General features: G+C 44.0%; 11 protein-coding genes and 1 pseudogene. 4 read left to right on the top strand and 8 right to left on the bottom strand.

Going from position 1 to position 13,341, the window contains the following annotated elements:
* Nucleotides 1-61: 61 nt before the first annotated feature.
* Nucleotides 62-287 (top strand): annotated as a pseudogene (locus tag ACXX82_RS22435) (xanthine dehydrogenase family protein molybdopterin-binding subunit); the annotation flags it as partial.
* A 245-nt stretch (nucleotides 288-532) separates the two neighbouring features.
* Here the strand turns inward: ACXX82_RS22435 and ACXX82_RS22430 are convergent.
* Nucleotides 533-661, bottom strand: a complete 129-nt coding sequence (locus tag ACXX82_RS22430) for an RcnB family protein (protein ID WP_458564045.1) — start codon at nucleotides 659-661, stop codon at nucleotides 533-535.
* Here ACXX82_RS22430 and ACXX82_RS22425 point away from each other — a divergent pair.
* Nucleotides 638-910, top strand: a complete 273-nt coding sequence (locus ACXX82_RS22425; RefSeq protein WP_458564061.1) for a hypothetical protein — start codon at nucleotides 638-640, stop codon at nucleotides 908-910. The genes ACXX82_RS22430 and ACXX82_RS22425 overlap by 24 nt on opposite strands.
* A 376-nt stretch (nucleotides 911-1,286) precedes the next feature.
* Here the strand turns inward: ACXX82_RS22425 and ACXX82_RS22420 are convergent, their stop codons facing one another.
* Nucleotides 1,287-2,693 (bottom strand): MFS transporter, encoded by a 1,407-nt coding sequence (locus ACXX82_RS22420; RefSeq protein WP_458564044.1) that lies wholly within the window; start codon nucleotides 2,691-2,693, stop codon nucleotides 1,287-1,289.
* Nucleotides 2,694-3,034: 341 nt separating this feature from the next.
* On the opposite strand from ACXX82_RS22420, the gene ACXX82_RS22415 reads away from it, so the two are divergent.
* Entirely contained in the window at nucleotides 3,035-4,552 is a 1,518-nt protein-coding gene (locus ACXX82_RS22415) for a sensor histidine kinase (protein ID WP_458563740.1), read from the top strand.
* An 861-nt stretch (nucleotides 4,553-5,413) separates the two neighbouring features.
* Here ACXX82_RS22415 and ACXX82_RS22410 read toward each other — a convergent pair.
* Nucleotides 5,414-5,617 carry a cold-shock protein gene (locus tag ACXX82_RS22410; protein WP_168057001.1) on the bottom strand — a complete coding sequence of 68 codons (204 nt, stop codon included), beginning with the start codon at nucleotides 5,615-5,617 and terminating at the stop codon, nucleotides 5,414-5,416.
* 395 nt (nucleotides 5,618-6,012) lie between these two features.
* Entirely contained in the window at nucleotides 6,013-6,999 is a 987-nt protein-coding gene (locus ACXX82_RS22405) for a hypothetical protein (RefSeq protein ID WP_458563739.1), read from the bottom strand.
* A gap of 569 nt (nucleotides 7,000-7,568) precedes the next feature.
* On the opposite strand from ACXX82_RS22405, the gene ACXX82_RS22400 reads away from it, so the two are divergent.
* A complete protein-coding gene (locus tag ACXX82_RS22400) occupies nucleotides 7,569-8,045 on the top strand; it encodes a hemerythrin domain-containing protein (RefSeq protein ID WP_322238546.1) in 477 nt (158 codons plus the stop codon).
* A 127-nt stretch (nucleotides 8,046-8,172) separates the two neighbouring features.
* Here ACXX82_RS22400 and ACXX82_RS22395 read toward each other — a convergent pair whose 3' ends face one another.
* From ACXX82_RS22395 to ACXX82_RS22380, 4 genes are all read right to left on the bottom strand, one after another.
* On the bottom strand, nucleotides 8,173-8,634 hold the full coding sequence (locus ACXX82_RS22395) for a divalent metal cation transporter (protein WP_458563738.1): 462 nt from the start codon (nucleotides 8,632-8,634) through the stop codon (nucleotides 8,173-8,175).
* Nucleotides 8,635-8,906: 272 nt separating this feature from the next.
* Nucleotides 8,907-11,180, bottom strand: coding sequence for an ATP-dependent DNA helicase (locus ACXX82_RS22390; protein ID WP_458563737.1), 2,274 nt, complete (start codon nucleotides 11,178-11,180; stop codon nucleotides 8,907-8,909).
* Nucleotides 11,181-11,184: 4 nt separating this feature from the next.
* On the bottom strand, nucleotides 11,185-12,882 hold the full coding sequence (locus ACXX82_RS22385; protein ID WP_322238539.1) for a VRR-NUC domain-containing protein: 1,698 nt from the start codon (nucleotides 12,880-12,882) through the stop codon (nucleotides 11,185-11,187).
* 144 nt (nucleotides 12,883-13,026) lie between these two features.
* Nucleotides 13,027-13,251 (bottom strand): hypothetical protein, encoded by a 225-nt coding sequence (locus tag ACXX82_RS22380; RefSeq protein WP_322238537.1) that lies wholly within the window; start codon nucleotides 13,249-13,251, stop codon nucleotides 13,027-13,029.
* Between the last annotated feature and the right edge of the window lie 90 nt (nucleotides 13,252-13,341).

Here is a 13,341-nt window from a genome sequence, read left to right as displayed (position 1 = left end):
CCCCAATACTGAGCAACGTTTCATGCTCGCTGCCAATATTGGTGCGCGTTTTGATCGTGCAATGAATCTGAATCTTGCCGAATATAATGTTCCCGTCAACGCGGATGTTCGCAGTATTAATATCATTGCGGTAGATGAAAACGATCCGCATATTAATTCTTTAGGAGCATGAGGCATTGGCGAAATCGGCATCACTGGTGTGCGCAGCCATTGCTAATGCCGCTTATCACGCGACGGGGAAACGCGTTCGAAATTTACCGATTACTTTAGATAAGATTATCGCGTAGCCCTGACGTGACCTAATTAATGACAGGATTATGGAAAACAATGCTTCATGTCACCTTCTAAACTATGACTGAGTCATAAGTGACTAGCGCCGATGCTGGATTGATTATCGGGGGCGACTACTCTGTCCATCGCTTTATAGCGCCTAGAGAAGGACAGAGAAATACTTTTTAAACATTATTTTGGCACTTATATCTATACGGATAAAGCCCATAATTTGCCGCATTAATGTATAAATATATGGGTATCAATTGTTCAGCAGAAGCTGCAAGATAATACCCGTGCCGATAGCGGCCAGAACATAGTCGCCACCTGTTTGAACCCAATGGTAACCACGTGGCGGCGCACTTAAATGATGTCCACGCCAATCGCTCACTACATATTGATTATTACGGTATTCAGGCGGAAGGCGACCTCCGCGGCGGAATTGGTGGTCAGGACCAGCTCCACGTTCATCTCTGCGTGCATCAAAGTTATTATTACGATGATCATCACCACGGTGCCTTTGATCGTCACGGCGTTGCATTTGATCGTCACCGCGTTGCATTTGGTCGTTTCGTCCGCGGTCGTCGTGATTCCTATCATTGCGATTCCCATAATCCTGAGCGAACGCAACGCTTCCTGAAGATAACGATATTACTATTATGGTCGATAAAATTATTTTACTTTTCATGCTGAACTCCATTATGTTGTGAAGCTTATGCGCATGCAGCAATTGGATTCGTACCAAACACCGACTCCGATTAGGCCAATCTTAAGTGGGAGTGATACTTACTAAAGATAAAAACATGGCTTATCACTGTAGACAGAAAAATCTCATTACAGTTCATTACTGAAAAGTAATTTTCATCAGATCAATTCTACTCACGGTAATAGAGGCCCGCCAATTTCTTTCACGTTATTGCGTGAAAAAATAGATGTTTGAAGAGCGAAACAATCAACTAACAGTGATATTCAATATAAACGCCGCGTTTTCTCGAAACTACATCTCTATGCCTTCATCAGCGTTGGGAGGATTGATGAGCGATCACGTGATGCGTCACGCCAATTTTGCACCAATACGCCAACGCTGCAGCCATTAGCAGTAAGATCATCGAAGTCAACATGGCGCCACGTATATTATTAATGATATCAGCCGAGGATCCTACTGCAATCAGGGCACCAAAAATAGCGACACCGAGCGCGCCACCGACTTGCCGCGCTGTATTCAGTACCGCAGATGCAGTACCAGCCTGATGACGCTCAACGCTCGACAAAATCGAGGTAGTCATTGCAGGAACAGCTAACCCCATACCGGCTGGAATTAATGCCAAACCCGGCAACATTTCAAAGAAAGTGGCACTGGTCGATATACCTATTGCACCCAGCATCGCATATCCGGTGGCACCAATTAGTCCACCTAAAATCATTGGCATACGCAACCCTGTACGCGCCGACATCCAGCCGCTAGCGATATTAGAAATAATAAACGTTCCGGTAAGTGGCAGAAAGGTCAAACCCGCCTCCATGACGGAAAAGCCACGCACCTTCTGCAAATAAAAGCTCACTATAAAGATCACGCCATAATAAGAAAAATTCACCAATACGCCGAACAGCACTGCGCCGGAAAAGCTTACTTGACTAAATAATCTCAACGGTAACATTGGTGCGCTCGAACGTCGCTCGACAATCAAAAATGCAGCGCTGGCAACAAAGGCCAGAGCTAACCCACCCTGCACAAAATGATGCGATAAGCCAAGTGGTTGAACCTCTATGACCGCACCAATGAACGCCGTAAGCGCGATGATTGCCAATAATTGGCCCGGAACATCAAATGAACGTCCGGGATCCTTTCTAGGCATGTGTGGGACGATTTTGCGCGTCAATATAAATCCAGCAATACATATTGGAATATTGACCCAAAAAATACCCCGCCAACCTGTACCGGAGACGAGCAAGCCACCAATCACTGGCCCGGCAGCAATCGAAACACCTCCCGCCGCAGTCCACCAGCCAATGGCTTTAGCGAGCAGTTTTTTATCATGCGCATAGGCAAAATTAAGTATAGCTAACGAACTTGGCACCAGCAATGCAGCACCGATTCCTTGTACTGCGCGTGCAATATTTAGCGCAGTTGCAGATGGCGCAAGTGCACAAGATAACGACGAAATCATAAATAATACAAATCCAATGAGAAACACCCTCTTGGACCCAAACTTATCGCCCATTACGCCTGCTGACAATAGAAATACAGCAAAGCCCAAAGTGTAAGCATCAACTACCCATTGAAGATCCGTTACGCTCGCGCCCAATTCTCGACCAATCTGGGGCAAAGCGACGTTCACAATAGTCACATCTAACTGGACAATGATAAAAGCAAAGCTGGTGGCCAATAAGATTCCCAGCGGAGGTGCTTGTACCAGTTTCATGCTTGATTCGTTATTCATGCCATCCTCAGTCCAGCCTCGGCTCGTTCAGCCTCTGGACATTTTCTAAAAAAATAAACAGCCACGATCATAAACTGCTTTTTGTTTTTATATTTATTCATGCGCAATGAGATAAGCATGCTCAAATTGGCAACAGTATGACTCCCCTTTTGTAAAGACTTCTAAATATAACAATCAATAATAAACAGCAAAATTAATTACCGCGAACCCGGATGGTTCCCATGGTTTAACCAAGTTTTTACAGCAATTGAATGTCCAAACACAGTTGATGATGACTCTTTTTTGAATGGCAAAGAGGGCCACAAGGCGCGTATGAAGAATCTTTGGAGATTTTTAAAGCCAAGAAATCCAGTTGGAATAAAAATATCTTAAGCACATTTGCTCCACGTCAACCCGGCCGACTTAACTTCCCCGTCAACCACCCACCATGCTATTCTGTGGTTGTTTTATTAACTAAATTTTCTGAGGCAAGCCAAGTGAAGAAAATTACCTCCTCATCCTTACCGGGCTATGTATTAGTTTTGTTTGTCATTTGTCTCTTGATGTTTACAGGGATAGCCATCACCAATTATCAGAACTTACAAAACCTCAAACAAAACAACCAACAGATGGAGCGCAGTTGGGCGGTACAAGATCATCTAAAAAATATTAATCTATTGATTTTGGACGCTGAAAGTAGCTTACGTGGCTATTTCATTTCTGGGGATCAAGGCTTCCTCGGGCCATGGGAGCTCGCAAAAGAAAAATTAGATCCTGAGTTCTCTACTTTGAGCGTGTTGATTAACGGGAATCCAATACAGCAACAGTACTTAGCACGCTTGCGCGATTTGTATAATCGCAAGCTTAAGAAATTTGAAGAAGGTGCTGCGCTATTTAAAGCGGGAGGATTAACTGACGTAATTACCATCTTCCGAAAAGGTGAGGGAAAACAGATAATGGATCAAGTTCGTGCCTTAGACGTTGTAATGGAAAAGGATGAATTAGAGCTGTTAACGAAAAGGCGCAATCGTTTTTACCTTGAGTTCAACCGTACACTATTGATTGGTGCAGTGATCAACTGTTTGGGTTTACTCATTTTAGTTATTTTCTATCGCATGATCCAAATGAATTTTTCACGACAGCGGATCGTAGAAAATCAACTTAAACTAATCAATGAAAATTTAGAAGCGATTGTATTTTCGCGCACGGAGCAATTATCTAAATTGTCCAGGCATCTGTTAAAAGTATCCGAGGAGGAAAAAGCGCAACTGGCGCGCGAACTGCACGATGAGATGGGGTCAACCCTGACTGTTATCGGCATGACGTTATCGAACGTAACGTCAGAACTTGAAAAAACTGCTCCTGTCATAGCAAAAAAACTATTGAGGGCAAAACACGCATTACAAGAAACCGTTAGCGTAAAGCGTCGAATTATTGAAAACTTGCGGCCGAGCATGCTGGATAATTTAGGCTTAGCGGCTTCAATAGAAAGTCACTGCGAAAGTATTACTCACATGGCCGGTCTTTCTTATGAAACGGACATATCGGAAGAGTTCGAAAATATTGATCCGGATTGGGCTATTGCGTTATTCCGAATAGTGCAAGAGTCACTCAACAACGTCATAAAATACGCCAATGCATCCCATGTCAAGATTACGCTCAAGCGGGATCAAACCGGTTTATGGCTACAAATACTCGATAACGGCATCGGTATTTCAGAAGACGCGTTAACAAAGCCAAAATCACATGGGCTGTTGGGAATGCGTGAACGGATTCTCTTATTAGGAGGAACCTTTACTATCGCGCGACGAAAAAATGTCCAGGGTACGTTGATCGAAGCCTTTATTCCGTCTCAGCCATAAGCGATTCTACGCATCGGACGATGGCATCCATATTTTTCAAATGGTTATTGACTAATTTAAGTGGCATCTACTTTATAGAAGACGATACCTTGTGAAAACTATGAGTTTGTTGCTTCATTCATTCTATGAAACAACAACAGTAATAAAATACACTCATCCATGCGTATTCTTTGAGCGAAACTCATTGGCCAGTTAAAAGAAATTTTTCTTTAGGCTATCAACCGGCGGCACATAATTGATTACTTTATTGGCGGCTTTGAAGGCTGACATGATAAACGCATCGCTGCATTCATACGATTCCATATAGCATCATGTTTGCCTCCCTTTTTAGCTACTTGCTTAGCAGTAACTTGATGAGATGTTGGACCCTCAACTGGAGGATGAGATTGTAAGGATTTATCTTCTTCTCGAAACAATGGGCTACGAGGCATAACTCACTCCCTATCAAATTTGTTGATCGGATGTTAATTTAGGATGCTTCTTGATTTTTATTTTTTTGCATTCTGAAATGGTCAGAATGAATGTGATATCTATTAGATTTAACAACCGCAAGATTTTTTAAAATGTTTTATATCTGTGCGGAAATTCAAAGCAGGCTGATTGAAGGATTACTTTTCTGTCAAACATGAACGTTTACATAGATGATTAACTAAAAAACGATCAAGTAAAAATAAGAAATTCTCAGCTGTAAGACAAGAAAGATGCACGTAAAGTTTCACGGTATAAGCGCTTTAACACGATTAATTAAGTACAAATAACGCCGCTCAACAACACTTTCTTTAGTTGCAGATAAGGCTCACGCTCCGTCCCGAACGTGAGCCTTTTAATCATGTGGGCGTAAAGCCCCACGCACATCACGCGTTAAGGATTTTGAATATTAGAGGCTTGTTTTCCCTTGGGGCCTTGCGTAACGTCAAACGTTACTTTTTGTCCTTCTTTAAGAGTTTTGAATCCGCCCATTTGGATGGCAGAGAAATGTGCAAATAAATCTTCTCCTCCATCATCGGGGGTGATAAAGCCAAAGCCTTTTGAGTCATTAAACCACTTGACGGTACCCGTTGCCATAATACGTCCTTCCAAGATTAAACGCCGAACGAGTTGCGAGGACCTCAGATACTGACCATCCCTTTAACTCTCCTCTACTAATAAGGACGCAATGGTCACCTATTAATTTTTTTGTTTGATCGATACTTTGATGCCATACACATGCTTCACTAGCAGTGTGGAATTCCTGCCAGTTCAATTTCAACCGGAATCGGAAAGTCACATTGATGCTGCCACTTAGTATTGACGCTCAAAGCACCCAAAAAACTAATGTAACAAGGCAATCAAAATGATAATCGGAATTGGAATGCCAATAAGCCATAATAATATTGAGCCCATAATGCTCTCCTGTAGTGATCAACTAATTGCGCGGCCAGACAAGTTGATAGAAGAAAGTTAGATTAATTTACAACGCGTTACAACACTCGGTCACGCTGTTTTCCTCCAAGCGTCGCGGTTATACTTGCGAAAAATGCACCAACTAATAATGCGACAAATATCCACAATGCTGATTGCGCCGCTATTTTACGTGCCTTGTCAGCAGTATCTTTTGCCGCAACTTCGGTATCTGATTTGACTTTTGATAAGCGCGCATATACATCATCAACACGCCTATCTGCTTCTGCCCTTGATAGACCAGTAACTTGAGCAACCTGCTGCGATAGGTATTGTTTATCGTCAGATGACAAAGGGCCACTGCGCAGGTCATTGGCAAAGATTCTTAAAACTTCAGCGCGTAAAGCAGGATTGTCATTTTGGCGTACTGCATTAGTACCCGGAACAGCAACCGTTCCGCTGTTACTGGTATCGTTTAATGCGTTGGTATTCGAATTAGAACCGGCATTTACGTTACCATTGTCAGCAGGGGAAGTCGCTTGGCTTGAACGCAAAAGCATGTCCGAAAAATAGCTAATCGAATTGGAGCCTGCTCCCCCTGTGGCACCCATAGCTGTAGCGGCCGCCCCACCTAACTCAATCGCACCGCTCGACACCGCTCGTACCGCACCAGTCAGAAAGAATGCGGTGAGCAAAGTTGCCACTGCCCACGATAGTAGCCCGTGCGCAGTGTCGCGAAAATACACTTCAGTCGTGTGCACGCTTACCCACTTTACACGAAGGCGACCAGTCATATAACCGCCAATTCCAGCAGCGGCGAGTTGGGTAAAGGCGAGCCAAATAATGGTCGCCTTACCCATCGGAACATTATTGGTCGACCATGGCGAAACTGCTGAAAGCCCTAAACCACCGCCAAGAATAATTAAGATAAGGGATAAAGCTGCGGCGGTGGCGGCGCCGGCAAAAATCGCGCCCCACGATACACCAGAAGTATTTCCATCAAACGCAGCGTAATTTTTTTCAATTTCAAGCGGATTTAAACCGGGAATTCTGGGCTGAGCATCCATCTGACTCTCCTTAAATTATCACAAATTGAAGTCCATGCGGTCATAGTGTTCAAATTATTCTGGTTAAAAAGAAGAGGTGCAGATAACGCGGCCCGCAGGCAAACAGGAATAGGGAAACCTTCCGCATAATCGCACCTCAACTCCAAATATCCAATTCGGATTACATGTTCAAAGAGTAATAGTGGGACGAACCCTGAGATATCGGCGAAACACTGATTTTTCTGTAGGAAACGGTGAAAAGGATCGACTATTACCCAACCTTTTTTAGGCCATAATTGACTGGATATCGATCCATCCTATTTATTTCTTAACTAGGCGTCGGATTCTTGCAGCAATGAAAAGTAATAAAAATACGTCTTGTTTATTTTTAAAACACCAGAATCTGGTTTGTATCTGCGGAACCACGATTAGTAAAAACAGCATTTTCCGAATAGCAAGCTAGTCGTCATTACTGAGATAGCAAAAGAAACCGTACTTTACTTTTTTGATATGTCCTTCTACATTTAATTTCATCATTGGTACATTCTGTTTCTCAATTCTCCTTCCACCTCCTATTCAAAGGGATCGCCATGGATATCAACGAGACTAAACCACACTTCAAGGATGCCGTCACGATGCTAGAGCATGAGCACGAAACGGTTAAAGCAATGTTTAAGAAATTCGAAGCCTTAGGAGAGCACGCCTACGTCGGCAAGAAAAACTTGGCTAACGAGATATGTTCTGCTCTGAGTAAACATTGCATCATTGAAGAAGAAATTTTTTACCCTGCCGTACGCCATATTTCAAAAGAAGGGCCAGTGCTTGTCAACGAAGCTGTGGTAGAGCACGCCAGCGCAAAAGAACTCATTGCGCAAATTCAGTCGATGTCTGCTGAAGATGCGCTATTTAATGCCAAAGTCAAAGTGCTGTCCGAACAGATTGAGCATCACGTTAAAGAAGAGGAGAAAGATATGTTTCCACAAGCCAGAAAGTCACATATTGATCTGCTTTCATTAAGGGATCAAATGCTTGACCGAAAAGATCAGCTCTCAGGGGAAGGTGTCTAAAATCAGCGTTCAATATCTCCTTTGTCAGTGATATATTCAGAATAGATTTATGGGGACGGAGCGGCGATTGATAAAACGTATTACGGGTGGACTGTATGCCTGTGATTGTCACTACACCGCTTTTTCTCTATAGCTCAATACCAATAATGCCGGCACTAAAAAGCCAAAAAACAAACTTACTGGCAATAGGTCGCAACGCCGCCACTGTTTGCGCCGAGGTTTGGATGTCAGAGACACCATGTAAATTCAGTGTTACCGCTGTTGTGAGAATAATGAAATACGCGACTATATTAGAGAAGCGCATTCCTATAAGCGGGTCAATTTTAATGCGACGAAAATTCGAACGTGGCTGCTCTGGCGTGTCGTTAAGTGGTTTGGCATTTGAATCAGCCAATTGGTTTTCTACCTCTTTGGAGCTCAGCCAGAAGAACAGATAGGGACTGATTGTGGTACCGAATATGGCAACAACAGTCGTAATAAATTCTGGCCTCCAAGAGAGTTGTGGAAATAAATTTCCACAATATGCGTCCGGGGAATATGTACAATGAATGCGGTCGCTACATAAGCCAGCAATGTCAGAGTGAACCATTTTAGCAATCGAACGTACCGCTTAACGGTACAAATATTTGTAGCAGCAACGACAGAAATCCGAAGCAAAGAGCAAGAACGTGCGCCGACAAACCGACTAACAATTTCAGCGCTTCACCCATCGCGGCAATATCCGCCGCAATATTGATTGTGTTAGTAATTAGCAGAAGTCCTACAATCCCATAAGGAAGCCATGCAGCTTAATGGCTTGCGAATTAAGCCGCAAAATGTGTCTACATGGGTGACCAGTATTCTTTCGCGCATAAGTTATGATTAATTTTTAATCACCCACCAATCTGGTAAAAGGCTAGCCACTTTCCGCTGTGTAAATCGATCGTCAATCAAATAAATAGTCCCACGGTCAGATTCTGTCCGAATCACACGGCCAGCGGCCTGAACGACTTTGCGTATCCCAGGAAATAAATAAGTGTAGTCATAACCGACGTTAGACCCGAAAGTTGCGTTCATAGATTGCATCATTTGATTATTGACAGGATTGAGTGGTGGTAATCCTAATGTAGCGATAAATGCGCCAATAAGACAGTTACCTGGCAAGTCGATACCTTCCGAGAAGGCTCCTCCAAGTACCGCAAATCCGATTCCCTTACCTCCAGAAGAGAAGCGCGCCAAAAAATCCTCGCGATCGGATTCCACCATGCGCCGCGACTGTATCCATATTGGAATGTCGGGATGTCGGATTGAAAAAAGATCAGCCGCTTTTTGAAGGTAATTAAAACTACTAAAAAAAGCTAAATAATTCCCCTGCAACTTTATGTAAGCACCACCCATCAATACCACGATGGGCTCTAATGATGAGTCTCTGTCTTTGTATCGCGTGGAGATATCGCAGATATAGACAGACAATTGATCTGGGCCAAACGGCGACCTAACCTCAATCCTTGCAGTGTCAACTGGCAGTCCGAGCGTATCGCTATAGAAATACGAGGGCGTTAATGTTGCAGAGAATAAAATAACTGATCTTGCTACCGCAAAGCGTTGCTCGAGAAAAGGTGCTGGAATAATATTACGAAGACAAAGAGTGACACCACTTTGACTCGCTTTATGCTGCGATATATCAATGTCTTTTGAGATATCGAACAGCGAATGAGAATCAAACATTGTAATCAGGTGCGAAAAATGCAGCAAATCAAAATAAAAACGCAATAACCCCGAGTCAGGGCCGACAGGAGTTTCATTTAGATATTCGGAGACCATGCTGATGGTCTGTTGCATAGCCGTGACGAATTTTTGCGAAATAGTCGGATAAACCTGATATGGCGCAGTTTGATTTTTGTGTAATGCATTCCACTGACGATGAAACCTTTCCAAGGTCTTTTTGAGGCCCAGTGGAGCCTCCCGAAGCGCGCGCTTACAATCGCTCTGATTTAATTCTGCGGTGAACATTTTACGCGTACGTTCAACCATATTATGTGCTTCGTCCACCAGCACGGTTACTCGCCACTGATTGGCGACAGTTAAACCGTACAGCATGGCATTAAGATCAAAATAGTAGTTATAGTCACCCACCACGACGTCGCTCCAACGCACCATATCCTGACTAAGATAATAAGGACATATCTGGTGCGCCAATGCCAACTTGCGAATAGATGCTTTATCCATCGTATGGATATTCACTGCGTCCTTTCGCGCCATCGGTAAGCGATCGTAGAAACCTTTCGCGAGTGGACAAGAATCTCCGTGACAGGCTTTGTCTGGATGTTCACAAGCTTTATCCCGAGCAACCAGTTCAAGTACGCGTAACGGTAAAGTAGATGCCCTATTTTGTATCAACTCCAGAGCATCCAAAGCAAGAGCGCGACCAGAGGTCTTGGCCGTCAAGAAAAATATCTTATCCAACTTCTGTTTAGAGCAAGCCTTCAATGTCGGAAATATGGTGCCGATCGTTTTTCCGATACCAGTTGGCGCTTGCACCATGAGGCATCGCCCACTCGTCGTGGCGCGATAAACATCTTTGGCTAATTCCCGTTGTCCGGGCCGAAAAGCATCATGAGGAAACTGTAAAGCATCTAACGCTTGATCGCGTTCCGCACGATGCGTCAATTCCTTTTCTGACCACTCCAAAAATAGTTCACATTGATCATTAAAAAAATGCTTTAGCGTCTGCGCCGTATGGAGTTCTGATATGACGGTTTCCTGCTGGCTGCCAATATCAAAGTAAACCACCGCCAGTCGTACTTCGGAGAGACCACGCTCCTGGCAAAATAACCACCCATATACTTTTATCTGGGCCCAATGCAGAGAACGGTGATTATCGGGTATCTGGCGTATGTCGCCGCGGTAGGTCTTTATTTCTTCAAGCTGATTGTGGATTGGATCGTACCCATCTGCACGTCCAACGACACGTAAATTCTTCACTTCTCCCAGAAGCTTAATCTCAGATTGATATGACTTTTCCCGGCGAGCCTGGACAATCGCGTGCCCCGCGATACCTTCTTGCGCGGACGGGGATGGCGTAAAACGTAAATCAAGATCCCCGCGCTTAGCGGTGAATTCGCATAAGTTTCGGACGGCAACGACGTATTGCATTTTTTTACTCCGCCCACTGGACGTAACACACAGCAATGGGAATGGCGTGGCTGGCGCAATAGTTAATCCAACGTAACTGATTATCTTGCAGGCGATCGCCAGGTCCCTTTACCTCAATCATGCGGTATGTTTTCTGATCAGGCCAAAATTGGATCAGATCCGGGAACCCCGCACGATTAGATTTGATATCCGACAAAATGCGTTCGAAGCAGTGCTTCAAATGGTGGGCTGGTATGCATGAAAGAGCGAGATCCAGCAAGGTTTCCGTCATTAAAGGCCAGAATACAAACGGGGACTGTATTCCCCATTTGTCTTTAAAGTATTGACGTATGGTGACAATGTATTGGTCGCTATCAAGCTGCCGCAGACATTCGCCGAATTGCACCGCGCGGCGTTGGTAGAACTCAGGGCCGTACAAATCAGCCGGGCCGGTGTGAAAAGGATGAAAAAAAGCATTTGGAATCGGCGCAAAGACCGCACTCCAACATAACAAGCCAAACAACGAATTAATCAGACCGTTTTCTACATAATATACATGCGTGAGATGTGCGTCATCCAAAATTGGCGCTGATCCATTTTGGCCATTTTTTTCCAAATGATCCCGGACCCGTTCCTCTACGGTTGTTTGGTCGAAGAGATTAGGCAGCGATAGGTCAATACGAGGGACTGACACCTTCGCAATCGCCGGCATTTTTGGACGATCAAGGTGGCGATTTAGTCGAGGAAAAATACGTTGCAGTTGTTGTTTCTCAGCTTCGCTTTCTGGCTGACGTTGAGCGGCTTCAGCCAGAACAAGCGCCAATTCAAATTGACCTGTTAGTTCCATCATCCGAATTATCCGCATTCGCGATCCTGGATAATTCCCTCGTTCGTACACGTCTAACGCAGCGGTAAATTCTTTGTTTTTTTCGTAATGTTGCCCAATTTGGAACAATAACTTGGAACGGCGCCCCTCCGACAAAATACTTTCATAACTATCAGTAGGTATATCTTTGAGCACGACTTCCGGCGCTTCGCCTTGACGGAATCGCTCACGACATTGAAAAAGAAAATGGTAGTCATCAACGTCTTTTCTGCTCTGAAACCCTCGGGATAACGACGTTAAGGTAACTTTCTCATATCTGAAAACGCCCAGGTCAGCCAGAACGAATTCCGTCCAGTCTTGATGCAGATTTCCAAAAAATAACAATTTTATATGGTCGCAAATAACCCTTATACAAACTTGATAGACACACTCCTCCGACTCTGGATACCAACTGGAAAAATTCTGTGTGACGAGTATGTCGTTAGTGAGCGTAGTGAGTGCTAATAATTGCTCCGTTTTTTTCGCTTTAATAACAGCGTTTTTCAAAAGCGCGGAACCGAAAATATGCGCAATTTCGGTTTTTTTTAATAAACCAAACATTGCTTCCAGTTTCAGAAGTGGATTGCGATCAATCCAGCCAAGTTCTATCAAAGGAGCAATTGCTATTTCTATTGCTCCTATTTCACTGTATGCCAGTTTACTCGACCGAAATAAGTCTCCCTTGCGCATAACCAATCGGACTAGTAGCGCTCTTGATGCCTGCGGCAACAAACGGAAGTTGCGAATGAATTCACCCTCTTCGCAAGTCAGGAGATCGCTATAACGACCTGAAACCCAATCCAAAACGATGTGGAAGTTATCGAGATAATAAAAGCGATTTTCTAGCACATTCACCATTTTTGGAATTCAGATAGTACAAATCTGTTGCTAGCCCATTACGCGAATTATGTTGGTGAAGTTCAGAATGGTGCCCATCGGTAAAAAGCATCAGTCCGTAAGGATCGTGGAATTATCCAGCGCGCTGAAGCATCCATCTTCCCTTTACTGCGCTGCGCACAGACGAATCAACCATATGCGAAGAAACAATAACTCCACATATCCCGACGTTAATCCCGTCCTCCATTCGACAATTGGATTGGGCGTGTAATAACGCTTACGATTATCACGGCAGATCGATATTTCACGACCGCCGATACCTAGGCGTAAGCCAGTCTTAGCGCCTTCAGAGAAAGCGGGTTTTGCAATAATGGAATGAGAGGCTGTCATAATAAGTTATCCCTAAAATTCTTAACACCGAGATCAAAGCTTATCATAACAACTGTATGCATATACAGTATAAATTGAATCTGTCTCTTT

Source organism: Glaciimonas sp. GNP009 (assembly GCF_054343755.1).
This window is presented reverse-complemented; position numbering and strand designations above follow the sequence as displayed.